The sequence below is a fragment of the Treponema zioleckii genome, from assembly GCF_014737315.1.
GTDB classification, from domain to species: Bacteria; Spirochaetota; Spirochaetia; order Treponematales; family Treponemataceae; genus Treponema_D; species Treponema_D zioleckii.
Window position 1 is genome coordinate 32862 of the sequence record NZ_JPUF01000017.1, and the last position, 25208, is coordinate 58069.

The following is a 25208-nucleotide window of genomic DNA, read 5'->3' on the forward strand; positions in this document are numbered from 1 at the left end:
CGTGCGAAAATGCACGGGCTATAAAGTTAAAGCTTAGATGTTACTCGCTCTGATAAGCCCACCCGCCGGATGATGTTCTATCTGCAAATATAAAGGTCTGCTCTTTTTCTTCGTCCGTATCAGCAACATTATGCCATTCCAAATCCCGTTGGATTTCTCTTTCCCATGTGATAGTAATAGAGCAATCTGTATAACTGTCGCCATCTTTTACAAAAGTTCCTGTTTTAATAACACCATCTTTGACACCAAGTTCCAAAGCTTCTTGCACCGCCTTACTTGCTGTACCATCAGAATAAAGGAAAATTTTTGCCCATTCTGAATCCTCAGTTCTATTGTATGTTGCAACAACAGAAGAACTGCTCTCATCATCATCATCGTTCGTGCATGATGCAAGACAGAGGGCAGCAAGTAAAGAAACTGCTGCCTCCGTCAAGTTCGTTTATAAGTTTAATTCCTTTTTTACTAAGAATTGCACGCATCTGCCCCTGTGCAGTTTCAACACGGATTTCTTCCTTTCCGTCTTCGTTTATGATTTCTATTCTGTGATTTTTTGTCTGTATAAGCTGACTTTTAGAAGGGTTTTCTGTGTCGTGCTCTGGCGGACGATGTTTCTGGTCATAAATACAGCCAAGAATTATTCCGCGCGAATAGTTTTCATAAGCTACTTTGGGGGCGATTTTTTGCTGCGCAAAAAAACGGGCTTTCCGTGGTTCCGCTACCGCTCCATTCGCTTCGCGAACGCTTCCGCGCCACTACTATCCCTTGCCCGTACAGGCTCGCAGGAGAAAGAAAGTTTCTTGCAAGGGATTGTGGATACTTCATTTATTTCAGATACCCATAATATCACAAATTAATTGTGCCATAAAACATATGCATTCTATCAATTACATAACTCATATAAATATTCTTTCATAATTTTTCCATTAGAATTATATTCATATTCACACCAATATTCACAATCATTTCCTTTTTCATAAATTACATTACCATGCTTGTCATAGTTTTTAACAACTTCATATTGTTCAGAATCTCCTTCATCCCAATAGCTCGCCCCATCAAAGCCATATTCTTTTGACAGATTTCCATCTTTATCATATTCAAACCAGATTTTATTTTTCCAGGTATCTTCTTTATAAATTAATTGATTATTTGAATTATACGTAAATTTTACGGACATTACTTTCCAAGGACCATATTCTCCAAAATCCATCTCTTGTACTAAATTTCCGTTTTCATCATATTTCCACCAATATTCATTTGGCTCTACAAATTTATAAATTAATCTATTTTTACTATCAAAAGCATAATAATTACCTTTATAATTGTAATTATTTTTATCGTAAGGTTCTTTGGGAACATCATTTTCTGTGAGATTATATTCAAAATATGTTTCAGTATAAGGAGTTTTTTCATAAATCAGTTGATTATCTTTATTATATTTGCATATTTTTTCTACTGCTCCAGTTTTTTCAGAAATACAATTTCCATTTTCACCATAATTATAATAATGCACACCATATTCATCATTTTTTTCTATGAGCATGTTATTTTTATATTTGTATGAAATCTTTTTTCCATCCTTAATCTCTTCTATGAGATTACCATTTTTATCATATTCCCAGTGATCTTCATTACCATCATAATAATAACGTCGTATTAACCTATCTTTTGAGTCATATTCATAAAGAGTTTCATATACATCAAACAAGGCAGTAAAGTATTTTCCATTACGTTCCATCTCTTTTGAAATCTGATACTTTGTTGCAGGATTCTTTGCAGTACATGCAAAACTCATTGTGATAAATAATAAAATTCCAAGAATTTTTTTCATTTTTACTCCTCCATGCCAGACGATATAACTTTCTGAAAGACATACTTACTGAGTTTTTTAAGGGGCAATGACAGTTTCAGAAGCACAGTGACCTTCATTGTCACATATTATTCTGTAAAAATATGACTTTATATAGTACAATTTACTGATAGATTTTTGTCATGAGAAAATGTTTATGAGTAATTTTACCTTTCTACAAGTTTACTGGCCGGATTTTGCGAAAACTTTGGATTTTGCAGAAAAATATGTTTATACAGATCCGGCCTCAAGCAAGAATAAATCGGGTCTTTTTGTTGAACTGATGGTTCGGGAAATTATGCGCATCGAAAAGATCCCGGAACCCGAATACGACAATACTCACTATACACGAACTAAAATCTTAAAATCTGAAGGCCTTCTACCTTATGACGTAAATCAATGGATAAATCAGGTTCGAATTAAACGCAACGATTCTGCTCACGAAAATATTGCTTTCCAGCATAGTTTTACGGCTCGAACTTTTTCCAAGGTAACTTGTGCGAAGAACAATCTTCCAGCTTCCTTCGCTGAGGGAATCCGGTACAAAAAAGTTCAGTTCGCTCGGTTTGTTGCGGAAAAGACTAGATTCTTCCACTTTTACCCATGAAGTTTCATCAGACGTCATTTTTCCTTCTGAATCGACAGGCGCAAAGTAAATGCCCCATCTCTCCCCGAACAGTAGGAAATTGTGCGCATCCTCGACAGCGTGCTTGAAAAAGAGGCGGACGCAAAAGAAACGGCGGAGTATGTGCTTTCTCAAATCGACTTGCTCAAAAAGTCTATTCTTGCGCGCGCGTTCCGAGGAAAGTTGTAGAGCAAGCGCAAATGTGTGTGATATAATGAAAACAGGAGGAAAAAGCTATGACTTTAACAATGACAATCGACAATGCAGACGCGAATATTATTGAGCCAATCAAGGCTTTTTTGAAGCAGATTTCACCAAAATCATCACTGTCTGTTGAACAGCTTTATCCCACAGAAACGGTGCAAAAAACGACAGAAGAAATCGCATTTGAAGAACGCAGAGCCAAAGTTGACGCAGCTTTTGGTTGTCTTTCTCAATACGCAAATCCCAAATTGCAGAAAAAAGAAAAAGATGCATGGGCGATGGCTGTAATGGAGAAATATGGTGGTGTATCTTGATACAAATATAATTCTTAGATTTATTCTCAATGATAACAAGGAACTTTCTCAAAAAGCTCGTGATTTGATATTGAATAATGAGTGCTCTACAACTTATGAAGTAATTGCAGAAGTTGTTTATGTTTTGTATGGCGTTTATAAAATCGAAAGAGGGGATATTGAAAAAGCTCTTCTTTCGTTTTTGCCAAATGTAACAGTTGAGAATACTGAAACTTTGAAAAATGCACTACATAATTATTCAGAAACAAAGTTGGATTTTGTGGATTGCTTGCTCGCTGCTTATCATATTGTTGAGAAAAACGAAATCCTTACGTTTGACAAAAAACTCAATAATTTTATGAAAAGAAAAGAAACCGACTCTGAATAATGCAAGCAGGAAACGCAAATCTAAATCTCCATTGCTTCCTTCTGTCTTAATAACAAGCCCGCCTGCTTTTTTCGTCCACGATTATGCGGTAAGCTTCGCCATCTTTGATAGAGTTTTCGATTGTTTCTCTGGAGATAATCTGCTCGTCTTCTTCAAAATGATTATCCCGCATTCCAAATTCTTCCAGAGTGCGAAGTTCTATCATGTTTTAGACCTGTTCTTTGTGCAATAATCCTTTTACCGTATCCCCGTGGCGTTTTTCATCATTTTTTACGCTCTCAACTTCGGGGAACTTTTCTGCCACAGGTGCATAATTTTTTACGGCGGCATATTCTCCTTGTGCGATTGCGGAATACAAAATACAGCGCGGTAAAAGCTTATAGAGAATGGGAAGGAGAATTTCTTTAGTGTGTTTTGGCGCAATTTCTCTTTGTGTCAGCTTATGAAAAACTGAAGCATGATGACCTTCTTCTTTTGCAAGCTGACGGAACGTGTCCTTGTCCTTCTGGATTTTTGCAATTTTTGCCAATGCGTTGTACATGAGGACTGCATCAAGTTCTCCCTGCTGAGATTTGAGTAGCAGTTTCATTTCTTTCTTTGTGATTTCCATAGAATTTCCTTTGAGTGCATTTTAGCATTATGCGGGGATTTATTCAGTGCTTTGAAGATATTTTTTTGCTATAATTACAACGAGGTTTAGAATGAAAGACGGTAAGATTCCAAATCCAATGACAATTCATCCTGTAGCAGGTTATGACAAAGAGATTTATGTAAAACCGACTCTTAAAAATCCAAACATTCTCGTTGGCGATTTTACTTATATTGCAGATTCCGATTTTGAAAGTCATGTTACCCATCTTTACGAATGGAATGGCGACAAGCTGATTATTGGGAAGTTCTGTCAGATTGCAGCGGGTGTGGAATTTGTTATGAACGGAGCGAATCATCAGATGAATGCGGTGTCAACTTTCCCATTCTACACGCTGGAGGGCTGGAACATGAAAGCCCCGGCTAAAAACGATTTGCCGCTCAAGGGTGATACTGTCATCGGTAACGATGTTTGGATTGGGCAGAATGCCGTGGTCATGCCGGGAGTTCATATTGGTGACGGTGCCATAATCGGAGCGAATGCCGTTGTTGCAACTAACATTGCGCCTTATACGGTTAACGTTGGAAATCCTTGCCGAACAATCAAAAAGCGTTTTGATGATGAGTTAATTGAGCTTCTGGAAAAGTTTTCCTGGTGGAACAAGTCAATTGAAGAGATAAATGAACTGCTCCCGATTTTGACCAGCAGCGATTTGGAAATGGTGAGACGAAAGTTGAAGGAAAAATTGCTTGAAGCGAAGAAAAGAAAGTAGGGTAGAAAAATGACCAGATATGTTGCATTACTCCGCGGAATAAATATCAGCGGAAAAAATAAAATTTCTATGCCGGAATTGAAAGCCGTCCTTGCCGAAAATGGCTTTGCAGATGTAAAAACTTATCTGAACAGCGGTAATGTGCTTTTTTCTGCTGATGAGATGAATGTCGAAAAACTTGCGGAAAGTCTGCGTTCAATTATTTCTCAGACCTTTCATCTTGAGATTCCTGTTTTTGTGATTTCTCAGGATGAATTAAAAGGTCTTTTAGAAAAATCGCCTTCTTGGTGGGGAAGTGACAGTAAAGATATTTATGACAATCTGATTTTTGCGATTGCTCCGTATAGAATCGAAACGGTTGCTGAAAAAATCGGCGAGCCGACTGCGGAGCTTGAAAAAGTAGAAATCTGTACAAATGCAGCCTTTTGGTCCTTTGACCGAAAATTATATGCAAAAGCTGCTTGGTGGAAAAAGACAGCGTCCTCTGGCATTGGCGAAATGATTACAATTCGCACTGCAAATACTCTTCGGAAGATTGCGACGATGTAAAGAAGTAAAATATGTGCCATTCCGAACTAGTTTCGAAATTTATACAGTATACCGTGCGGTGGTTGAGCCGGCCGAAACCACAACCAACTAACTTTTACTTCAAGTGTTTTTAGGAGGTCTCCGAAGTAGCTGTGTTGCGAAGGTGCCGCCTGACAGCACCGTGTTCAGTTTCATAAAAGAAAACTCGGCATCGGCCTATTAGTTTATCCAAAGTTCTATTTCAACAAGCCTTCAACATACTTCTTAATATCTGAGCCACTGCCACGGGTAAAGTCTTTTCCGCCCTTGAAGTCTGCGCCTTTTGCAAATTTTGCTAAATCACTTCCGCTTCTGCCGAGTTTACTTCCGCCGCTTGTGCAAAGGGTAATAAGTTTTTTGCCCGACCAGTTCTGGCTTTCAACAAACGTGTAGACGATTTTCGGCGCATAAGCCCACCAGATTGGGTAGCACAAAATCACGGTGTCGTAAGTAGAGATGTCGATTTTATTTGCTATGGCAGGTCTGCTCTTCGGGTCATTGCATTCGATTGTAGAAAGCGATTTTTTGTCGTGCCAGTTCAAATCCGCATCGGTGTATTTGTGTGCCGGCTGAATCTCAATTACATCTGCTCCGAGTGCTTGCGCCGCGTTTTTTGCCATGCGCTCGGTCGTTCCTGTCGCGCTAAAATAAACAACCGCAGTTTTTGCAAATGTTCCCGCCAAAATAAAACCTCCGAGTAAAAGTGCAAGAATAAGTTTTTTCATAAAGTTTCCTCCGTAAGTAATATGTATTTTGGGCGCACCCGCCTGCCTGTCGGCAGTCAGGCCGCTACTACTATCCCTAACGCTTTATTGCAATTTTCCGTAATCTTCATCGCTCACCGGCTCGCACCAGGTCGTACTTCCTTCTTCCGCCGGAATCTCCAGTGCAAGATGGCTGAACCATGAGTCTTTTGCCGCTCCGTGCCAGTGCTTTACGCCAGCTCTAATGTTCACCACGCTTCCGGGAAGCAGTTCGACGGCCTCTTTTCCCTCTTCCTGATACCAGCCGCGACCGCCAACACAGATAAGTATTTGTCCGCCACCTGACAGCGCTCGTGACGGGGCACGAGCGAGACTCGCTGAAACTGCTGCGCCACTCGCAGTTTCCCGACTTACGTCGGCGCTCCCTACATTGTGGATGTGCCAGTTATTGCGGCAACCAGGCTCAAAAGTTACATTGAAAACCGGAATCTGCTCTTTGGAAATCTGAGCAAGGTAGCTTTGTCCCACAAAATATTTCCCATATGGGTTTGGCTCTCCAAGCGGGAAGAAAATTGAATTCTGGTAGCGGTCTTTTTCGTTTGTGGCAGGCTCATTTTCCTTCCAGACTTCCTTTGCCAGACGGAATACTGCCCAGCCTTTTGGCCAGCCTGTGTACATTGTAGCATGCGTGATGATTGCGGCGATTTCTTCTTTTGTAACTCCGTGAGCCTTTGCGTTCTGCAAATGGTATGTGAGGGAAGAATCTGTAATTCCGCTTGCCATGAGCGACACCACTGTTATGATGCACTTTGTTTTTATATCGATTGCTTCTGTGTTCCATACTTCGCCAAAGAGTACATCGTCGTTCAGGTGAGCGAACATCGGAGCAAAGTCTCCAAGCTGATCCCGACCTGCTGTCTGTGTAATTTTTTCTGCCATATTTGTCTCCTTGTTTCCTATAAAAGAGATTTGACCTCTTTTACAATCTGTTCTGTAGACATTCCACATTCGCGCAAAAGTTCATCGGGATTGTAGCGGTCGTAGAATTGCTTTTTAAGACCGTAGTTTTTTACCAGCAATTTTTTATCCCCATAGAATGAAGCGATTTTTTGACCGAATCCGCCTTCAAGGATTCCGTCTTCAATCGTAAGGACAAGCTGATGATTCTTTTCAAGATCATGCAGAAGTTCTTCGTCGAGGCCTGAGGCAAAACGAGGATTTATCAGGGTAGGAGTAAATCCACATTTTTCTTTGATTGCAGAGGCAAGTTCCTCTCCTTTCTGGAAAAAGTCGCCGAGGGCGATGACTGCAACTTTTTCTCCCTGCTTTTCAATCTTGTAGCGGTTCAGGGCACTGTAGTCTTTATCTGCAGGGCGGTGGCTCACTGTATTTCCGGGAATCAGAATGAGGACAGGATTTTCCTTCTGCTTTGAATCCAGGCTCCAATCCAGCATGGAAATATATTCTTCCGCGCTTGAAGGGCAGAGCACTACAAGATTCGGAATGTTTGTAAAGGCTGCAAGACCGAATATGCCAAGATGGGTTACATCTGTAAGTCCGTCAAACGACGAATAATTCATAAGCATGGTGACAGGTGTTTTGTTGATGCACACGTCCTGAGAAATCTGATCATAGGCACGCTGTAAGAAAGTCATGTTGGTCACAACAAGAGGTTTTGCACCCCGGCGGGCAATTCCCGACGCGATTGCAACGGCCGCTTCTTCTGCAATTCCTGTGTCAATGTACTGACTTCCAAGCTTAGCCCGCTCTTCAGGACCAAGGCCTACAGACATCGGCATTGCAGGAGTTACCACTACAAAATCCTTATCCTTTTTGGCTTTTTCTACTATATATTGGCTCGTCATGCCGAAATACGATTCACCGCTTCCAAAATTTACTGTCGGCTTTCCTGTCGCGCGGTCAAAAGGCATGCACCAGTGCCAGCTTTCCTTGTCCTTTTCCGCCAGCTCATAGCCCTTGCCTTTCTGTGTGTGAATGTGAACAACAACAGGACGATTCGAGTCACGGACTTTCTCAAAAACCGCAATCAATGAAGAAATGTCGTTTCCGTTTTCCTCGTAGATGTAGTCCAAGCCCCACGCCCTGAACATATTGTTTTCTGCCTTGCCGTTAGAGTCACGAAGAGCTTTAAGATTCTTGTAGATTCCACCGTGGTTTTCGGCGATTGCCTGTTCGTTGTCGTTCACAACTACAATGAAATTTGAATTGAGTTCGCTTCCTGCAACGCTCAAGGCTTCCAGTGCCTCTCCGCCAGAAAGAGAGCCGTCTCCAATAATGGCAACGATATTTTCTTTTTTGCCGAGAATGTCTCTTCCCTTTGCAAGCCCCAAAGCCAACGCAATCGACGTGGAAGTGTGCCCGATGTTGAAAAAGTCGTGTTCGCTCTCATCTGGATTTGTATAGCCAGAATCTTCTGAAAAGCGGCTGTCGTCAAAGTAGCCGGCCTTTCGACCTGTGAGCATTTTATGCGCATAAGATTGGTGGGAAACGTCAAAGACGAATTTGTCGTTCGGAGAATCGAAAACATAATGAAGAGCGATTGTCGCTTCTACAAAACCGAAGTTCGGCCCGAAATGTCCGCCGATTTTTGTAAGGCGGTTGAAAAGCCCTTCGCGGATTTCACCTGCCACAGTTTCCAGTTCCGAAACAGAACATTTCTTTAAATCCTTTGGTGAATTAATCTTGTCCAAAATCATAAAAAATCTCCTTATGCTAAGTTTATTACCAGTTTTCATAGCGTCGCCCAGTGTCCAGCGAGCTTAATTTTTTTATTTCATTCTCAGTCAGTTCAAAATCCCAGACATCAAAGTTTTCCGCAATGTGGGCTGGGTTTGAGCTTCCGGGAATTGCGATGTAACCCGCCTGCAAATGCCAGCGGACGATGATTTGTGCGGCAGTTTTACCGTGGGCACGGGCGATTTCCAGCACAGCCGGGTTTTGCAGATGCTCTTTTGTGTGGCCGCGACCGCCGAATGGATAATAGCTTTCTATATAAATCCCTTTTTTGCTTGCCCAGTCGCGCAGAGAATTATTCTGATATTTCAAGTGGTTTTCGTTTTGAATGACTGCCGGCGGAATCTCAAAATCGTTTATAAAATGCAAGATTGATTTTTCCGTGTAAAAGTTTGAGATTCCAATAGAATGAATCTTGCCATCCTTAACTCCTCGAATCATCGCATTGTAAACTGCGTCGTCGCCAGAGGCTGAACCGTGCTGATGAAGAAGAACAAGGTCGATGTAAGAAAGCCCAAGTTTTTGCAAAGAATCGTCAATATCCTTGTCTGGAGAATTGCTCCACGGAACGAGTTTTGTGGTAACAAAGATTTCTTCCCGCTTGCAGATTCCGTCTTTTATAGCACGGCCAATTGCATTCCCAACTTCACTTTCGTTGCCATAATATTTTGCAGTATCAATTAAACGGTAGCCGGATTTGAGCGCAGCATAAACGGCGTTTTCGCAGGTCGCGCCTGTAAGTGTCCAGGTACCAAGTCCAAGAATTGGCATTTCGTAACCGGAATTCAATTCTATATTCGTCGCAAACTTTCCCATGTGTTTTTCCTCAGCCATAACAAAAGCCGTCATAAGTAATACCACAAGAAACAGAAATAGTTTTTTCAAAAGCATTTCCTTCTATTCCATTACAGAAAAGACAGCAGTTACATTGCCTTTGCCCAGAATCTTTTTGAGCTTGGCCTGTGTAATAGTGGTGGTTGAGCCTGTCGAAACCACTTTTCCAAGCCGTGTGAAGTTCCAGCTGTTTTTGTCGTAGTAAATCGTAATCTGATTCCCCTGATACAGAATAATGTCGCCGGCGCTCGTTGTAATTTGAGTGTCGTTTCGAGGAAGCGTTTTTCCGAGCGAGCCGACTTTCTCAAAATTGCCGTAATCGTGCATTGAAATCGTTACAGCTCCTTTTTTCAAAAGCTCATAGAACGCCACAGCCGAAGAATTGTCGGTCAGGGTAGCGGTGAGAGTATGATTTCCGCTTTCGCTTGTGATTTCAATCTGGATTTTCATTGTGGCTTCTCCTTTTTCTGTTGATGATTTATTATTCCCGCCTGCACAGGCTGTCATGGTAAAGAAGCCCAGCAGAGCAAAAATCGAAATAATTTTTTTCATTGTTTTCTCCATATTTTTCTAGGGCGTTCGGCGTTCGCTTTGCTCTCGCCACCGGGCTTTGCGCACTTCGCTAACGCTCATCCTCCTCGCTTCGCTGCGGTGGACCGCTTCGCGGGTGCTCCAATCCCTAACGCGTTTTAGTAACATAATGTCACTTAACTAAAATGTATGCCATCTTTTGTGACTTGTCAATACTAAAATCTTATTTTAGTGACAAAAAGTTGCTTATTGCATAAATCCCGCCGCTGTGCTATTCTGCTTTTATGCCAAATTATATCCGCGCGCGAAGCGACGAACACAAAGAAGAGCGACTTTCTCAAATCAAAGAGGCAACGGCAGAACTTTTTCAAAACGCCCCTTACACCGAAATTACGCTCACCACAATTGCAGAAAAACTTGGCTGGTCACGGGCCAACCTTTACAAATACGTTACAACTAAAGAAGAAATCTTTTTGGAAATCGCTGCTGAAAAAATGAATGCCTATTACGGCTCTCTGCTTTCGGCTTTTCCGGAAGGCAATAATTTTTCTATTGAAGTGATTTCAGAAGTCTGGGCAGGAATCTTAAATGCCAATCAGGATTATATGCGTTATGTTTCTTACCTTAACCCGGTAATTGAAACGAATGTTACGGTGGAACGGCTTGCCGCCTTTAAGAAAAAATATTATGAGCTTGCCTACGCTTTCCGCGACAGACTTTCAAAAATGCTAAAAATCAGTCAGGAAGTTGCCTACAAAATTCAGCTGGACGTGCTTTTTTATGCTTCATCAAGTGCCGTCTGCTGCTACAAAAATCCGCTGGTTCAGGAAGCCCTCAAGCAAATCAATATCACTCCGCCGCCAATGGATTTTTACAAAGACATGAAGGACTTTCTTAAAATGCGGCTGGACTGGAAAGAGTAAGAGTAGGAAATCATTTTGGATCAGAAGAGATTGTAGTTTTTATATTACGATTCATTCTTTCCTTTATAAAAAGAATAGGATATTGTCTTCAGGCTTCGTATACGTTGTTTTGGTCTTTACGGTTCCGTCTTGCCAAAAAGTGTATTCATACCATTCTTCGTAGCCGCCACTGTTTTTAAAATAGATTTTATTTCCGCAGGAGTCATATTCAAAATATTCATCTCCATTGTCGATTGTCGCGGTGGAGGTTTTTCCATCATTATCAACAGTATATACTTCGGTTATGGTTCCATTAAATTCATACCAGGCCTCAATTCCAGAATTGTACCGCAAATGAATGAGTCTGTTTTTATCATCGTATTCAAACCATTGTTCAATTTCGTTGGAATCTTTTTCGTAAATCACATTTCCTTTGGAATCAAGCTCGCTCCACGATTCGCTGTTTTTCTCTGAGTTAAAAAAACTCACCGTATGCATTTTAGTTCCGGTCTCGTCGTAATCAAAGATATATTCGCTTCCGTTGCTGTATTTTGTACAAATTTTTCGGCCCTGCGCGTCAAATTCACTCCATTCAGAAATTTTCAGATTTTTTACATAAGTTTTTCCTTCGGCACTCACTTTTTTTCGGACTATAGAACCTACCTTTTTGTTGAAAGTACACGACGAATTAAAAAGGATTACTGCCGAACAAAATAATAAAACAAACTTTTTCAAAATTGGCTCCTGTTTACTGATAAATTATAAAACGATTCTAGAGGTTTCTGCAAATTCCCGTAAAGTTTGAATGCCGCTGTACCGCAGGAGAATAAATCCTATTTGTCGTTCCGCTGTCACTTGTGATGTCAATCTGAATTTTTATTGTGGATGCTCCCTGTTTGCGAAATTCGCTCAAAAAACTATTTGTTGATAAAATAAAGCCCTACAAGGCAGATTACAACTCCTGCAATTTTCGAAACGCTCAGCTGTTCCTTGTACAAAAAGAATCCAACGAAAATAAGCACTGCGGCCAGGATTGTGCTTGAAACGAGCGCAAGTGTGTTCACTTTCCAGCCTGATTTGTAGGCGCAAATAAAGCCAACTTCAAGCCCGGTGATTACGACTCCAAGAATAATTGTTGCCCAGTTTGTCAGCGCGAAGTCACTAAAGGAAGGTTTCGCTTTTGATGTGACGATAAACATTATGAACGAAAAAACAGACGAAACGGCATAAGTCACCGTCATTGAAGCATAAGTGTTCATCGATTCTGGAATGCCTTTCGCACAAATCTGATAAAGCGTGTTTGCTGTAACGATTAATAAAATTGGCCAGATGTATGAAAACATGATGGACTCCTTTTTATGTTGTTTGTCCATCTTCTAAGACCTAACGATGAGACTGAATGTTTAAAACATTCCTACCCGGTGGCAGTAATTTTAAATTATCAGAATTGGCTAAAATCATCAATGCGTATTTTGATTATAAAGGCAAATGTTGAGTTTCTGTGGAGTTTTTACAAACCTTGTCATTCTATGAAAATTCGGAATTTCCATAGAAGTAATAAAGGGAACTTCAAAAAAGTTCAGTTTTTCGAAGTTCCCTAAAGTTTTTCAGGCTATATTTTTTTATAGAAATCCTATAGACAATCAAAAAGCAACTTTGTTTTTTCATGATTATACTTGAATCATGAAATTGAAGAAAAATGTCAAACTGCTGAAAATTCAATGATTGTAAAAAAAAGTGACAAAATCACAGAAAAAATATCAATTCTGTGTTAGAACAATATCGTACTTTTATGCGGAAAACACAAAACGCATAAAAATGCAAGGAGTATCAAAATGAAAAAGATTTTTGCGATAATCGCATTGCTCGCACTTACGACACTTTCTTTTGCGCAGAAAGCTGGCGACAAAATTTCGTTCAGCGCTACGGACATGAGCGGAAAGACTGTTTCAAGCGATATTTTTGCCAAAAACAAAGTGACGATGGTGAATATTTGGGGAACTTTTTGCGGACCGTGCATCCGTGAAATGCCTGACCTTGCTAAACTCAACGAGGCGAACAAATCGAACGGCGTTGAGGTAGTCGGAATCGTGATTGACATTCTTGACCGAAAAGGAAACGTTGATTCTCGCGTAAAATCAAGCGGAGAGACAATCATCAAGCAGACGGGCGCGAATTACACGCACATAATTCCGACAAAAGAAATGTTTTCTGGTTTTCTCAAAAACATTCAGGCTGTTCCGACAACGATTTTTGTTGACTCAAACGGAAAACAGATTGGCGAAGCCTATCTCGGCGCAAGAAGCCAGAAAGACTGGCAGAAAATCATCGATGAAATTTTGAAAAAATAAGATTTTAAAAATGAGATTGACCGAAAGAAAACGAAAAATCATCGCAGCAATTTCCCTTTGCCTTGGAATCTTATTCGTAATTACGGGCATTTTCCGAGGCGAGGCGGAGACCGTTTTTTATAAAGCCACCAGAATCTGCATGGAATGCATCGGAATCGGGTGATTTTTCGTACTGGGGACAACAAATGGCAGGTAAATTAAAACTAAAAAAACATTCTCGCATTCGTCTCATAATACAGGCATGTTTTGCAGCCCTTTCAAACGGCTACATAAAAGGCTTTGCGCAAGGAAAGATTTTTGAAGGCAACTCCAAATTCGTCTGCGTTCCCGGCATGAACTGCTATTCCTGTCCGGGCGCGCTCGGCGCATGTCCGATTGGCTCATTGCAGGCAACGCTCAACGCCCGCGAGTACAGAATCTCACTGTATGTTGTGGGCCTTCTTGTGATTTTTGGAACGTTGCTCGGACGATTCGTGTGCGGTTTTCTTTGTCCGTTCGGTTTGATTCAGGATTTGCTTTTTAAGATTCCCTTCGTCAAAAAAATCCGCCGTCTTCCGGGCGAAAAAGGACTGAGATGGCTGCGCTTTGTGTTTCTTGGAATCTTCGTTATTCTTCTTCCAATGTTCGTGATTGACATTACCGGCTTGGGCGAACCGTGGTTCTGCAAGTGGATTTGCCCGGTCGGCACGCTTGAGGGCGGAATTCCGCTTGTGCTTCTGAACAATGCGATGCGTGGCGCGGCTGGATTTATCTTTAGATGGAAAATCGCAATTCTCGCAATTACGCTATTTTCTTCTATTATATTGTATCGTCCGTTCTGCCGATACGTTTGCCCGCTCGGTGCGATTTACGGCATTTTCAACAAAATCTCGTTCTACCGATTCAAAATCGACGAGACAAAATGCACAAAATGCGGTGCGTGCCAGAAAATCTGCAAACTCGATATTCCCGTGTACGAAAAACCGAATTCGGCTGACTGCATCCGTTGCGGCGACTGCAAAGCTGCATGTCCGCACGGTGCAATTCGTCCGTTAAAATCGGTAAATTGACACCGTATGATTTTATTTTTCGGCAGGCTCCCATTTGCAGCGAACTGGAGAAACGATTGAGCCGTCTTTTTTCATGGCGGTCATTGTTTTGTCCACAACTTTTCGGTCTAAGCCGGTAAGTTCTGCAATTTTTCCTGCGTTAAGCGGTTCTCCCGCTTTTTTCATTGCCTCAAGAATCTGTTCTTTTTCTGCCATAGTGCGTTCCTCCGTTTTGTTTATGCACAAAAGTTCCCTATATTCTAGCATGAGAAGTGGATTTTGCAACATTGAATCAATAATGGATTTTTTTCTCTGCTTTTTGCTATAATTCACTTCAATATGAGAAAGTTGTTTACGTCTTTGTTGTTGTTAATTTTGGCCGGAAATATTTTTGCACAGACCGGGGCTGACTCTGATTCAGATGAGGAAAAATTTTCTGCAAAGGACATTGTTATTGCGACTGGCGATGTTTTTCTTATAAACATGGTGTTCAACAGCAGCGCAAGGATTTTTCTTAAAGAAGATTATTCTCAGATAGATATCGATACAATGAAAACTAATTTGCACAGAAACTGGTGCTGGGATAAAGACGGATTTTTTATGAATCAGTTCGGGCATCCTTATCAGGGCTCTTTGTATTTTAATGCCGCTCGCTCAAACGGACTTAATTTTTGGCAGTCTTTTTTGGTTACGGCTGGCGGCTCTCTTATGTGGGAAGAATTCGGAGAGACTACAACACCTGCTGTGAATGATTTTATTACGACTCCGCTCTGTGGTTCGCTCGTTGGTGAAACTTTGCATCGTCTCTATATTGACGCGAACGAGATTTTTCCGCCACTTGCATGGCTTATCAGCCCGCTGGATGCGATTAATTCAATGTGCAAAGGAAAAGAAATTCGGGCTTCTGGACGTACCGAGGAGTTGGACATTATTTTTCATGGAGATTTTGACAATTCAAACGTGGATTATTGCGGAAGCGATGATTCTGACAAGATAAATAAGAATGCTGGCGGCATAGCTTTTCATATTCAGTATGGCAAGCTGGAAGGTCACACGACAAAAGAAAACTATGATTCATTCACCGCGGATTTGGAATTAAAAATTTCCTCCCATTATTATGATATTGTTTATTGTATTGATGGATTTTTGTATTCACGTGCGCTTTATTTTGAAGAATCAGAAGGAACGATTGGCTTAAACTTGATGTATGAAGGCGAAAAATCGAATATCATTGCTTTTTCGAATGCCGCGCTTGGCTTGAAATATTTTGGATATGAGAAGATTTATGATTTTGCAAAATTTAGATATTTTGCCCAGATTGATGGAATTTTTCTCGGCACGAGAAGCTTGTATCGGCTTTTTCAAAATATTCGTATCAATACCAATAAAGAAGATAAATTGAATCCTGTACGGTCGTATAACTTTGGTGGCGGTGCGCTTTTTAAGGCTGGATTTTCTCTGGAGACTGAAAATTTTGGACGTCTTTACGGCGAAGGCGAAGTGAATTTTTTGGTTCCGTACATTTACGCAAAACTTGAAGAATCAGAAGCCAACAAACATTTTATAGCTCAGGTAAAATTGGGATATGAATATGAACTTACGGAGCATTTTACGCTGGGAATTCGTGATTCTTTTGTTTATAAAAAAGATTGGTTTGAAAATGAACCTAATACAGTACATCTTTTGAATTCTGCGCAAATTTATGGAAAGCTTGTCTTCAAGAGAAAATAAAATTATCGAACAACTTTGCCCCAAACAAGAACGCAGGCTATCAAAAAATAACCAATCAAGTCAAAAATGTCGAAGGTGCCGAGTCTGGGACAGAGTAGTTGGGAGAATTCACTTAGGAGTGCCATCAATAGAATACCGAGAAATCTTATTTTTCGGTATTCTGGCAAAAATTCTGTAATGATTAAGGCGAACGAAAGAAACCAAAGAAAATCTACTAAATGATTATTGATAAACTTGAAGCATGGAACTTTTTTTAGGAATGACAGGGCGAGTATTTGGATTTCCTTGTATTTTTCGAAAATGGGAGAACTTTGAAAATCCTTGAAAATATAAAGATTGGTAAAATCATGTAGGACTGCAAAAAGAATAATTGCAAAAATTAGTATCAGCAATCCTACAAAAACTTTTTTCTTGTTCAGCAAGATAAAATCCTTGGATTATTTTGACAATGCATCTCTTACTGCAAGGATTTCTTCAAGTTTTACGACAACCGGCGGCATTGGAGCGACTCCGCCTGTTGGCAAAGCAACTTTCGGGTCATTTGCGGAATACAAGATTTCGTCTTTTCCGTAAGCTGTCGAGTGCTGAATAAAGAATACTCGTGTTTTTTCTTCCCACTCAACAGTTTGGTATTCACCTGTTTCTGTAACGTACCCACCGGTTCTTGAAGCACCAGTCTTAACCCAAACAGTGTCACTCTTCTTTACGACCTTGAATATTTCGAATTTGTCGAGAACACCGTCACCTTTGCGCTCCTTTTTGAACTTCGTTTCGAGCTGGTTGATGAATGCAACGGCGGCTTTGGCATCTTCCTCGTTTATCAAATGCTTGCCTTTAAGTTCGCTTGCCGTAACGAGGTCTGAGGCAACTTTTACCTTTTTGCTCATTCCGTCCTTTTTTATGGTTTGGTAAACCTCAGTGTCGTTCGGGTCAGAAATTGCGTAGAAAATTTTTCCGTTTTCGCCGGAAGTTCCGTTCTTTTGAACGAGCTTTAAAATTCTTGAAGGGCATTTTTCCGAACTGACGACCGTAATGTCATAATCCTGCCACTTGTTTTCTGTTAGATTTGTTTTTACAGAAACTTCTGTACCGCTTTCTCGTTCAACGCCATTGTTTGTTGCGCACGAAAGGGAGAGCACGAAATATCCGGCGAATACCGTTATCGCACCCAAACATGCGAAAATATTCTTTGTAGTCTTCTTCATTGCAATCTCCTTAAAATTAAATGAATCTTAAATCATTGTACACGGGGGAGGGGAATTTATCAACCAAAAATTTAAGGAAAATTTAATTTTTAATTTTTAATTTTGAGAATGGTGAAAGGTGCTTTATAATTGAAAAACGGATTATAAAGGAGGTACTTATGGCTGTTGAATTCTATCAGTGCAAAAAGTGCAAAAAAATCGTGGAGATGATTCAGGGCTCTTCGTGTCCTACGGTGTGCTGTGGGGACGAAATGGTGCTTTTAAAAGCAAATACGAGCGATGGTGCTACAGAAAAGCATGTTCCTGTGGTAAATCTTGCAGGTCATTTTGTTGACGTTACGATTGGTTCTGCTTTGCACCCAATGGAGAGCGACCATTGGATTCAGTTCATCGAAATCGAGACGAATCATGGAGTGCAGAGAAAAACTCTTTCCCCTGGTGACAAGCCTTCCGCGGTGTTTGCGCTTGCAGACGGAGACAAAGTTCTTGCTGTATACGAGTTCTGCAATAAACACGGACTCTGGAAGTGGGAAGCTCAGTAGTTTTTCGCTGGTTTAAAGATTGCCGTGTCAAGCACGGCAATTATAGTCTTTATAAAAAAAACAAAATACAATTCTAGTAATTTACCTACCGTTGAATGTGGTCGAAATGACCAATAGATTTTATTCAAAACTTTGGAATAGGGCGCATTCTCCGAAGCAACTGACTTGCGTTGCTTTCAATAACATATCTTTTATTTGTTTTTTTATTAACCTAATTTTATTCTATTTCCATACCTTTCTTCTAGGAGATTCGATTTATGGAAAATTTCACTTTTTATTCACCGACATTTTTTGCTTTTGGGAAGAATACAGAGTGTCAGGCGGGGGAGTATGTAAAACGCTTTGGCGGAACTAAAGTTCTGATTCATTTTGGCGGAAACAGTGCAAGGAAATCCGGGCTATTGGACAGGGTTGAAGCTTCCTTAAAAAAAGAGGAAATTCCGTATGTTTCGCTTGGCGGTGTAAAACCTAATCCTCGGAGCGGGCTTGTTTACGAAGGAATTGAACTTTGCAAAAAAGAGAAGGTTGATTTTATTCTTGCCGTAGGTGGCGGAAGCACGATTGATTCCGCAAAGGCGATTGCTGCGGGAACTGTGTACGACGGTGATTTTTGGGATTTTTACAGCGGAAAGCAAATTGAGAAGGCTCTGCCGGTTGGAACTGTCTTGACGATTGCAGCTGCAGGAAGTGAGGGCAGCGGTGATTCTGTTATTACAAAAGAGGAAGGAATGTTAAAACGCGGGACTGGCGGGGATGCACTTCGCCCGAAGTTCAGCATTCTGAATCCTGCGCTCACTCAGACATTGCCACCTTTCCAAAGTGCGGCAGGAATTACGGATATAATCGCTCATCTTTACGAGCGTTATCTTACCAACACAAAAGAAGTTGAAGTTACCGACAGATTGATTGAGGCACTTTTGCTCACGATGAAACACGAAGGCCCTCGCGTTATTGAAAATCCTAACAACTACGACGCGCGTGCGAACATAATGTGGGCTGGAATGATGGCTCACAACAATTCTTGCGGAGTCGGACGCAGCCAGGACTGGAACAGCCACGAAATTGAGCATGAACTTTCGGCATTGTACGACTGTGCTCATGGCGCGGGGCTTGCCGTTACTATGCCGGCTGTCTTCAAATACGTAATGAATCATAACGTAATGCGCTTTGCACAGGTTGCTGTTCGTGTGTGGGGATGCCAGATGGACTTTGAGCACCCGGAAGTGACTGCCCTCGAGGGAATCAATGCTTTGCAGAATTATCTTGTTTCAATTGGAATGCCGAAGAATTTTGCCGAACTTGGCGCAAAGGAAGAAGATATTCCTCACCTTGTCAAAGTGCTTTGTCACGGAAATGGTCGCCCGGGCTATCTTTCTGGATTTGTGACGCTCAATGAAGAAGACTGCACAAAAATCTACAAGATGATGATATAACTTTTTGGGGGGAGACTGGCTAAAAACTTGTCATACCGAATTTAGTTCGGCCTCCCTGACTGATTTATATTGTCGGCCCGGAATTTGCATTGTATCATTTTATGGAAGGAGCCTGTAGAAATATGAGACAAATAACTTGTGCAATTGTTGATAGCTATGATGCGGTAAAATTCTTGGATGAAGCTAAAGAATGCGTTGACTATAAAAACGCAAAAACGGTTCTTGTCAATATTTTTACAAAACGCGTACAAAAAGATTATATTTCATACATTTCATCTCTTATAAAAAGCAAACTTCCAAAGGCGAAAATTTCCGGCCTTACCTGTCTTGAAGGCTTTGCCCTTGGCGAAAACTTTAAGGGCAGCACGATTATCACATTCTTGTGCTTTAAAAGTTCAGATATCGAAGTTCTAGAGTATGATTTTTCAAAAATTTCCATTGAAGAAGCAAAGTCCTCTTTTTTGAGTTCAATAAAAAAATATCCGGAGCTTAAAGGCATTCAAGTCTACATGACTCCGCTTGCGAATGCTGTTACAAACGATTTTATGCCCCTGGACGATTTTGACAAAAAAGATATTCCGATTTTTGGAGCGGGGGCAGCCTTTGGAAGCCGTGAGGATGATAAAAAAATCTATGTTTTTGGCAACGGAATTTATGAAGACGGCATTGTAATAACTTTGTTCAGCGGAGAGAAACTTGGAATTTATGCTGAATCGACGCTGGGGTGGACTCCAATCGGCAAAGAAATGGTTGTCACAGACGTGGAAAATAATAACGTTCTAAAAACGATTGATAACATAAGTGCCAGTGAAATCTACAAAAAATATTTGGGCGTTAATTCAGCAAAATTTTTCTTGGAAAACACTTGCGAGTTTCCTTTTATGCTCAGGCGGGGCGACAAATGGGTTGCAAGGGTGCCAATCCAAAAAGATGAGGACGGAAACATTCATTTTACTGCGGACATTCAAAAAGGTGAAAAACTTTTGTTCTCTTATGGCTCAAAAAATATAATTTTAAAGCAGGCATTCAATCTTGCAGATTATATGAGCCGAAAAAATCTTGAAGGACTTTTGCTGCACGTTTGCCGAACAAGACGACTCTATTTAAAAGACACAGAGCATCTGGAACTTCAGGCTTTTTCGAATTTTTACAGGGAAACTGCCGGCTGTTATGCATTTTCTGAGTTGCTTTACAAAAATAAAAGCGGTGGTTTGCAGAACAGTGCGTTGGTCGCGGTGGGATTTAGGGAATTTGAAAATGCAGAAGAGAAAATTTACTCTGATGATTGTTACGTGGAAAACGTTTTTTACGGCACGAGCAATTACAATGATTTTAATAAATGGGTAGCCGAACTTACGCAGAATAAAAAAGACAATCAGCTTTTACCGTTTGAAGAGCGACTTGTAAATTTTCTTCATGCAACAACAAGAGACCTTTATCTTGCGAATATCAAGCTTGAGGAAGCGGCGACAATTGACGGTCTTACGAAGATTTTTAACCGCAAAAAAATTTCTGAGCGTATAAGTTATGAATTAAAAAAGCGTGATTCAAAAAATATCCATTTAATTATGTTTGATATTGATAATTTTAAGCATATTAACGACACTTACGGGCACGACATGGGAGACGAAGTTCTTGTAAAAATTGCTCAGACTGCTAAGCAATGCATACGAAAACAAGATTCGATTGGGCGCTGGGGCGGCGAGGAATTTATGATTTTGCTCCCAGAGTCAGCGGAAGAAGTTGCAGTTGCGGTTGCGGAGCGGATTAGAACAGAGATTTACAGCCTAAAATGGGAAAAAATGAATCAAATTTCAATTTCTCTGGGCGTTGCTGGCATTGAAGAAAATGATGATATTCAAAGTTTTTATAAACGTGTCGATAACCGCCTTTATTTTGCCAAAACTCACGGAAAAAATCGCGTGATTTTTAAAGATGAATAGCATCGAATCTTAATTAATAGGACGAATGACGGGATTTGTAAAAACTCGAAATGGAATCTGTTATAATTAATTCTCTTTCATGCTGCATTTATGCTATAATCCTCCCATGATTTCTTTTGAAAGTGATTATATCGAAGGAGCGCATCCGCAGATTCTAAAGCGGCTTGCAGAGACAAACATGGAGGCCCTTTCGGGCTATGGGGCAGATGAATATACTTCTTCTGCTAAGAACAAAATTGCAGCGGCTTGTGCTTGCCCTGAGGCGCAGATTGCCTTTATTACAGGCGGAACTCAGACAAACCAACTTGTAATTGACACTATGCTTCATCCATACGAAGGCGTGGTTTCTGTGCAAACCGGGCATGTAAGCGTTCACGAAGCCGGTGCCATTGAGTATACTGGGCACAAAGTGCTTCCTTTGCCGGCTCATAACGGAAAAATGGACGCAGATGAACTTGAACAGTTTATCAAAGATTTCTATGCGGACGGTAATCACGAGCACATGGTTTTTCCAGGAATCGTTTACATTTCCCATCCTACAGAATACGGCACGCTCTACACAAAGGCTGAACTTACCAAGTTGAGCGAAGTTTGCAGAAAATATGGCATTCCGCTTTTTATGGACGGTGCGCGCCTCGGTTATGCTCTCGAAAGCCTTCACACCGACGTTACTCTAAAAGACATTGCTTCCCTTTGCGATGTCTTCTATATCGGAGGAACGAAAGTTGGTGCACTTTGCGGCGAAGCTGTAGTCTTTACCAAAAAGAACATGCCGAATCACTTTGAAAACCTTACAAAAAAACACGGTGCGCTTGTTGCAAAAGGACGCCTGTTGGGAATCCAATTTGACACGCTCTTTACCGATGATTTGTATTTTAAAATCAGCCGGAATGCGATTGAGCGCGCAGAAGAATTAAAAGCTATATTTATAGAAAGAAATTATCAATTTTTTATCGATTCGCCTACAAACCAGCAGTTTGTGATTCTTGAAAACACAAAAATGCAGGAATTGCAGAAAAATGTAAAGTTCAGTTTCTGGGAAAAATACGACGACTCGCACACTGTTGTTCGCTTTGCCACAAGTTGGGCGACTACAAAAGAAAAAATTGAAGAACTAAAAAAATTCTTGTAGAAATATAATGGAGATGCCCAAAAAATATTTTCATTCTGAATTTATTGGGCAGCTCTATTTTTCGAAGTACCCATAACTCTAAAATAAAAAAACTTTATGATTTTTGAATATACGTTATAATAAATATTTAGGAAGACTGTTAGAATCCTTGGCATTCGTGTGTTTGTGTAATAATCTTGCACAAGCAAGTTTGGCAGTGACATGTGCATTCTATATTTGGAGATTCAATATGAAAAGAATTATATCATTTTTGATATCATTTACATTGATTTTGGCAGGAATTTCAGCTGAAAAATGGAAAAATAAGATTGGTCTCGGTTTTACTCTTCCTCTTTCATCTTTAGAATTTGACGAAGAAAATACAGATTCTGTTTTTACAAAAGGATTTGGTGCAAACGGCTTTTTTTTGGGCGTTAAAGATAACGGTTTTTCGTTAAAAGCTGGCTTTTCGCTCGGTGTTTCGTCTTCGGACGATATAAATATTAACGGAAAATTGATAGACACTGGATTTTTTTATGACGTAGCATTCGGTGCAGGCTACACTTTTGTAAAAACAGAAAATCTTACCGTTTCATTGCTCGGAATGTTGGGTTTTGACGTGACGATTTTTAACAGTACTGATAACGATGTAATTGAAGACTCAAAAAAATTACAAAAAAAATCGAAACTCAGTATTCGATGGGGACGCTTGATGTCGGTCTGGATTTATTCCTTTCTTATAAAGTGCTCACTCATTTTGGTTTTTATACAAATCTTGGTTTGCGATACATTCCGAAAGGAAGCAGTGCGTTTGAGAAAAAATGGACTTTTGACGAAAACGGATACGAGAAAACCTATTCTTGCAAAATTGAGGCTTCTGACTTAAAAGGAAAATTCCGCTTTTTGCCAGCGATAGGAATCATGTGGAATTTTTAGTCGTAAAATTCTTGGAGGATGAAAATTGAGCATAACTTTTTGGGGGTTGTCAATTCCTTTTTTAGGAACAGCTTTAGGTTCCGCATGTGTTTTTTTTATGCACAGGCGGATGAATGATTCACTTCAACGACTTTTGCTCGGCTTTGCAGCTGGCGTTATGATTGCCGCTTCCGTATGGTCACTGCTTATTCCGTCAATGAATATGTCCGAAAAAATGGGCCGGCTTGCTTTTTTGCCAGCTTTGGTCGGTTTTGCAGGCGGCGTAATTTTTCTTTTTCTTTTGGACAAAATAACACCACACCTTCATGCAATGGCTAATGAGCCGGAAGGACCACATTCTTCGATTAGCCGCACGATGATGCTTTTTTTTGCGGTCACTTTGCATAACATTCCAGAAGGAATGGCAGTCGGAGTTGTTTTTGCAAGTTTTTTGAGTGGCGGAACGGAGATTTCGTCAGCAGGGGCGCTTGCGCTCTCAATTGGAATTGCAATTCAGAATTTCCCGGAAGGGGCGATAATTTCTATGCCATTGCGTTCAGAAGGCAATAGCCGCACTAAATCATTTTTCTACGGAGTTTTTTCTGGGGCAGTTGAACCTGTGGCTGCGTTGCTCACGATTTTGCTCACATCCTTTGTACTTCCTTTCCTCCCATATTTATTGGCTTTTGCCGCTGGTGCAATGGTTTATGTGGTTGTGGAAGAATTGATTCCAGAAGCCACTCGCAACGAAAAAACAGATATTTGTACAATTGGTTTTGCGCTTGGTTTTGCGCTGATGATGGTTTTGGACGTTGCTTTGGGATAATTTCGAAGTTCCCCTAATTTTATGTTGAACTAGAAATATCGGAGATTGTATGACTTTATTTGTACGCCGTTTTAACGAACTTAGTTTAACTGAACTGTTTGAGATTTATAGACTTCGCGTAGCGGTTTTTGTCGTTGAGCAAAAGTGCCCTTACCAAGAAATCGATGATTTTGACAAAGCCGCGATTCATGTTTTTTTTCGAGATGATAAAAAAGACGAAATTGTTGCATATTTGCGGGTTTTGCCAAGCGGTACAAAATTTTACGATGTTTCCATTGGCAGAGTGATTTCTATGAAACGTCGTGGCGGACTTGGCACAAAATTGCTAAAAGAAGGCATCAAAATTGCAAAAGACTTTTTTAACGCAAAAAGAATTCAAATCGAAGCCCAAACCTATGCAATAAAATTTTATGAAAGGGTCGGTTTTAAAACTTGCTCCGAAGAATACTTAGAAGACGGAATCCCTCATGTAAAAATGCTTCTAGAATTGAATGATTAGAGATTTTTGATAAAAAAAAGACTTCTTAAAATTATATTATCGAAAAAACTAAAAAAATTCAAAAATCACTTGAAAATCTTTTTTAACTTGCTAGAACACAAAATAAATCTAATGTTAGAATACATCCTACCGATAAGATACTAGGGAGTAATAATTTTCTGCAGTTATGAAAAAATTAAGACTTTTAAAATCTGTTTTTGTTATTTTTTCAGTTTCGTTATTTTTTCAGAGTTGTTCACGCTCAGAATTTAAAATTACCGATGACAATAAGATTACGGCTCGCATAAAAAATATCGAGAATAATCAGAAAGTCGAGTTTAGCACGAATGATATTTATAAAATCAACGGAATTTATTTTGTTGATTTGCCAGAAATCGTAAATGCTGACAAAACCCAGTTTAAAAAAGAAAACGAAATCAATTCAGGGGATATTTTTCTTGATACGAGCAACAGGCTTGTAATGTTCCTTGATAACGAATCCTACAATGTTATGAAAGGCACAAAACTTGGTACAATAAAAAAGCCTGAAGATTTCGCAAAAGCAATTGAAGTTAAAGACAGAATCGTAAGCTTGAACTAGAAAATTGAATCGTTGCTTTAATTTTGAAATTT

At 40.2% G+C, this 25208-nt stretch carries 32 protein-coding genes and 1 pseudogene; 19 read left to right on the top strand and 14 right to left on the bottom strand.

The features are described from left to right. Window positions 1-40 precede the first annotated feature (40 nt). Complete coding sequence (locus JI65_RS06130) at window positions 41-433, bottom strand: hypothetical protein (protein ID WP_191014500.1); 393 nt, start codon at window positions 431-433, stop codon at window positions 41-43. A 447-nt stretch (window positions 434-880) separates the two neighbouring features. Further along, window positions 881-1831, bottom strand: coding sequence for an RHS repeat domain-containing protein (locus JI65_RS06135; RefSeq protein ID WP_191014501.1), 951 nt, complete (start codon window positions 1829-1831; stop codon window positions 881-883). Window positions 1832-2006: 175 nt separating this feature from the next. On the opposite strand from JI65_RS06135, the pseudogene JI65_RS17350 reads away from it, so the two are divergent. Next, a pseudogene (locus JI65_RS17350) lies at window positions 2007-2237 on the top strand (hypothetical protein); the annotation flags it as partial. Here JI65_RS17350 and JI65_RS17355 read toward each other — a convergent pair. Beyond that, window positions 2229-2597 carry a DUF4469 domain-containing protein gene (locus JI65_RS17355; RefSeq protein ID WP_277950588.1) on the bottom strand — a complete coding sequence of 123 codons (369 nt, stop codon included), beginning with the start codon at window positions 2595-2597 and terminating at the stop codon, window positions 2229-2231. The pseudogene JI65_RS17350 and the gene JI65_RS17355 overlap by 9 nt on opposite strands. Here JI65_RS17355 and JI65_RS17535 point away from each other — a divergent pair. The 3 genes from JI65_RS17535 to JI65_RS06150 are packed head-to-tail and all read left to right on the top strand — an operon-like array spanning window position 2538 to window position 3359. After that, window positions 2538-2663, top strand: a complete 126-nt coding sequence (locus JI65_RS17535) for a hypothetical protein (protein ID WP_277950587.1) — start codon at window positions 2538-2540, stop codon at window positions 2661-2663. The genes JI65_RS17355 and JI65_RS17535 overlap by 60 nt on opposite strands. A 47-nt stretch (window positions 2664-2710) precedes the next feature. Then, window positions 2711-2992, top strand: a complete 282-nt coding sequence (locus JI65_RS06145; protein ID WP_191014503.1) for a hypothetical protein — start codon at window positions 2711-2713, stop codon at window positions 2990-2992. After that, entirely contained in the window at window positions 2982-3359 is a 378-nt protein-coding gene (locus tag JI65_RS06150; RefSeq protein ID WP_197971913.1) for a PIN domain-containing protein, read from the top strand. The genes JI65_RS06145 and JI65_RS06150 overlap by 11 nt, the downstream gene beginning before the upstream one ends. A gap of 46 nt (window positions 3360-3405) precedes the next feature. Here the strand turns inward: JI65_RS06150 and JI65_RS06155 are convergent, their stop codons facing one another. Together JI65_RS06155 and JI65_RS06160 are read right to left on the bottom strand one after the other, a co-directional pair. Next, a complete protein-coding gene (locus tag JI65_RS06155; RefSeq protein WP_197971914.1) occupies window positions 3406-3564 on the bottom strand; it encodes a hypothetical protein in 159 nt (52 codons plus the stop codon). Between the two features lie 3 nt (window positions 3565-3567). Beyond that, window positions 3568-3969, bottom strand: coding sequence for a ferritin family protein (locus JI65_RS06160; protein WP_191014505.1), 402 nt, complete (start codon window positions 3967-3969; stop codon window positions 3568-3570). Between the two features lie 91 nt (window positions 3970-4060). On the opposite strand from JI65_RS06160, the gene JI65_RS06165 reads away from it, so the two are divergent. Together JI65_RS06165 and JI65_RS06170 are read left to right on the top strand one after the other, a co-directional pair. Continuing rightward, the gene (locus tag JI65_RS06165; protein ID WP_191014506.1) at window positions 4061-4720 is read left to right on the top strand and encodes a CatB-related O-acetyltransferase; all 660 of its coding nucleotides are present in this window, start codon (window positions 4061-4063) and stop codon (window positions 4718-4720) included. A 9-nt stretch (window positions 4721-4729) separates the two neighbouring features. Then, a complete protein-coding gene (locus tag JI65_RS06170; RefSeq protein WP_191014507.1) occupies window positions 4730-5269 on the top strand; it encodes a DUF1697 domain-containing protein in 540 nt (179 codons plus the stop codon). A 215-nt stretch (window positions 5270-5484) separates the two neighbouring features. Here JI65_RS06170 and JI65_RS06175 read toward each other — a convergent pair whose 3' ends face one another. The 5 genes from JI65_RS06175 to JI65_RS06195 all read right to left on the bottom strand — a co-directional run bounded on the left by JI65_RS06175 (window position 5485) and on the right by JI65_RS06195 (window position 10131). Beyond that, window positions 5485-6012 (bottom strand): flavodoxin, encoded by a 528-nt coding sequence (locus tag JI65_RS06175; RefSeq protein ID WP_191014508.1) that lies wholly within the window; start codon window positions 6010-6012, stop codon window positions 5485-5487. 84 nt (window positions 6013-6096) lie between these two features. Beyond that, window positions 6097-6930 carry a carboxymuconolactone decarboxylase family protein gene (locus JI65_RS06180; protein WP_191014509.1) on the bottom strand — a complete coding sequence of 278 codons (834 nt, stop codon included), beginning with the start codon at window positions 6928-6930 and terminating at the stop codon, window positions 6097-6099. A 17-nt stretch (window positions 6931-6947) separates the two neighbouring features. Then, window positions 6948-8708: a 1-deoxy-D-xylulose-5-phosphate synthase gene (locus JI65_RS06185; protein ID WP_191014510.1), complete on the bottom strand. Its 1761-nt coding sequence runs from the start codon at window positions 8706-8708 to the stop codon at window positions 6948-6950. A 25-nt stretch (window positions 8709-8733) separates the two neighbouring features. Further along, the gene (locus tag JI65_RS06190) at window positions 8734-9636 is read right to left on the bottom strand and encodes an aldo/keto reductase (RefSeq protein ID WP_191014511.1); all 903 of its coding nucleotides are present in this window, start codon (window positions 9634-9636) and stop codon (window positions 8734-8736) included. Between the two features lie 6 nt (window positions 9637-9642). Continuing rightward, window positions 9643-10131, bottom strand: a complete 489-nt coding sequence (locus tag JI65_RS06195) for a cyclophilin-like fold protein (RefSeq protein ID WP_242457177.1) — start codon at window positions 10129-10131, stop codon at window positions 9643-9645. A 263-nt stretch (window positions 10132-10394) separates the two neighbouring features. On the opposite strand from JI65_RS06195, the gene JI65_RS06200 reads away from it, so the two are divergent. Next, complete coding sequence (locus tag JI65_RS06200; protein WP_191014512.1) at window positions 10395-11033, top strand: TetR/AcrR family transcriptional regulator; 639 nt, start codon at window positions 10395-10397, stop codon at window positions 11031-11033. Between the two features lie 63 nt (window positions 11034-11096). Here JI65_RS06200 and JI65_RS06205 read toward each other — a convergent pair whose 3' ends face one another. Together JI65_RS06205 and JI65_RS06210 are read right to left on the bottom strand one after the other, a co-directional pair. After that, the gene (locus JI65_RS06205; protein WP_191014513.1) at window positions 11097-11747 is read right to left on the bottom strand and encodes a hypothetical protein; all 651 of its coding nucleotides are present in this window, start codon (window positions 11745-11747) and stop codon (window positions 11097-11099) included. Between the two features lie 182 nt (window positions 11748-11929). Beyond that, window positions 11930-12355, bottom strand: coding sequence for an EamA family transporter (locus JI65_RS06210; protein WP_191014514.1), 426 nt, complete (start codon window positions 12353-12355; stop codon window positions 11930-11932). A gap of 492 nt (window positions 12356-12847) precedes the next feature. On the opposite strand from JI65_RS06210, the gene JI65_RS06215 reads away from it, so the two are divergent. From JI65_RS06215 to JI65_RS06225, 3 genes are read left to right on the top strand one after another with little or no spacing between them, the layout of a single operon-like run. After that, complete coding sequence (locus JI65_RS06215) at window positions 12848-13363, top strand: TlpA family protein disulfide reductase (RefSeq protein WP_191014515.1); 516 nt, start codon at window positions 12848-12850, stop codon at window positions 13361-13363. 10 nt (window positions 13364-13373) lie between these two features. Then, window positions 13374-13526, top strand: a complete 153-nt coding sequence (locus JI65_RS06220) for a CD1871A family CXXC motif-containing protein (RefSeq protein ID WP_191014516.1) — start codon at window positions 13374-13376, stop codon at window positions 13524-13526. A gap of 22 nt (window positions 13527-13548) precedes the next feature. Continuing rightward, the gene (locus JI65_RS06225) at window positions 13549-14412 is read left to right on the top strand and encodes a 4Fe-4S binding protein (RefSeq protein WP_191014517.1); all 864 of its coding nucleotides are present in this window, start codon (window positions 13549-13551) and stop codon (window positions 14410-14412) included. A gap of 12 nt (window positions 14413-14424) precedes the next feature. Here the strand turns inward: JI65_RS06225 and JI65_RS06230 are convergent, their stop codons facing one another. Further along, window positions 14425-14607 (bottom strand): helix-turn-helix domain-containing protein, encoded by a 183-nt coding sequence (locus tag JI65_RS06230; protein ID WP_191014518.1) that lies wholly within the window; start codon window positions 14605-14607, stop codon window positions 14425-14427. 144 nt (window positions 14608-14751) lie between these two features. Between JI65_RS06230 and JI65_RS06235 the strand changes: the two genes are divergently transcribed. Next, window positions 14752-16122 carry a DUF3943 domain-containing protein gene (locus JI65_RS06235; RefSeq protein WP_191014519.1) on the top strand — a complete coding sequence of 457 codons (1371 nt, stop codon included), beginning with the start codon at window positions 14752-14754 and terminating at the stop codon, window positions 16120-16122. 437 nt (window positions 16123-16559) lie between these two features. Here the strand turns inward: JI65_RS06235 and JI65_RS06240 are convergent, their stop codons facing one another. Beyond that, a complete protein-coding gene (locus JI65_RS06240) occupies window positions 16560-17327 on the bottom strand; it encodes a hypothetical protein (protein ID WP_191014520.1) in 768 nt (255 codons plus the stop codon). A 158-nt stretch (window positions 17328-17485) separates the two neighbouring features. Between JI65_RS06240 and JI65_RS06245 the strand changes: the two genes are divergently transcribed. From JI65_RS06245 to JI65_RS06280, 8 genes are all read left to right on the top strand, one after another. Then, on the top strand, window positions 17486-17869 hold the full coding sequence (locus tag JI65_RS06245) for a desulfoferrodoxin family protein (protein ID WP_191014521.1): 384 nt from the start codon (window positions 17486-17488) through the stop codon (window positions 17867-17869). A gap of 257 nt (window positions 17870-18126) precedes the next feature. Next, window positions 18127-19302, top strand: coding sequence for an iron-containing alcohol dehydrogenase (locus tag JI65_RS06250; protein ID WP_191014522.1), 1176 nt, complete (start codon window positions 18127-18129; stop codon window positions 19300-19302). A gap of 122 nt (window positions 19303-19424) precedes the next feature. Beyond that, on the top strand, window positions 19425-21245 hold the full coding sequence (locus JI65_RS06255) for a sensor domain-containing diguanylate cyclase (RefSeq protein WP_191014523.1): 1821 nt from the start codon (window positions 19425-19427) through the stop codon (window positions 21243-21245). Window positions 21246-21351: 106 nt separating this feature from the next. Next, window positions 21352-22377: a threonine aldolase family protein gene (locus JI65_RS06260; protein ID WP_191014524.1), complete on the top strand. Its 1026-nt coding sequence runs from the start codon at window positions 21352-21354 to the stop codon at window positions 22375-22377. Between the two features lie 229 nt (window positions 22378-22606). Then, window positions 22607-23242: a hypothetical protein gene (locus tag JI65_RS06265; RefSeq protein WP_191014525.1), complete on the top strand. Its 636-nt coding sequence runs from the start codon at window positions 22607-22609 to the stop codon at window positions 23240-23242. 159 nt (window positions 23243-23401) lie between these two features. Then, entirely contained in the window at window positions 23402-24097 is a 696-nt protein-coding gene (locus JI65_RS06270) for a ZIP family metal transporter (RefSeq protein ID WP_242457178.1), read from the top strand. A 49-nt stretch (window positions 24098-24146) separates the two neighbouring features. Next, window positions 24147-24596 carry a GNAT family N-acetyltransferase gene (locus JI65_RS06275; RefSeq protein WP_191014526.1) on the top strand — a complete coding sequence of 150 codons (450 nt, stop codon included), beginning with the start codon at window positions 24147-24149 and terminating at the stop codon, window positions 24594-24596. 166 nt (window positions 24597-24762) lie between these two features. Continuing rightward, on the top strand, window positions 24763-25176 hold the full coding sequence (locus JI65_RS06280; RefSeq protein WP_191014527.1) for a cyclophilin-like fold protein: 414 nt from the start codon (window positions 24763-24765) through the stop codon (window positions 25174-25176). The last annotated feature ends 32 nt before the right edge of the window (window positions 25177-25208 follow it).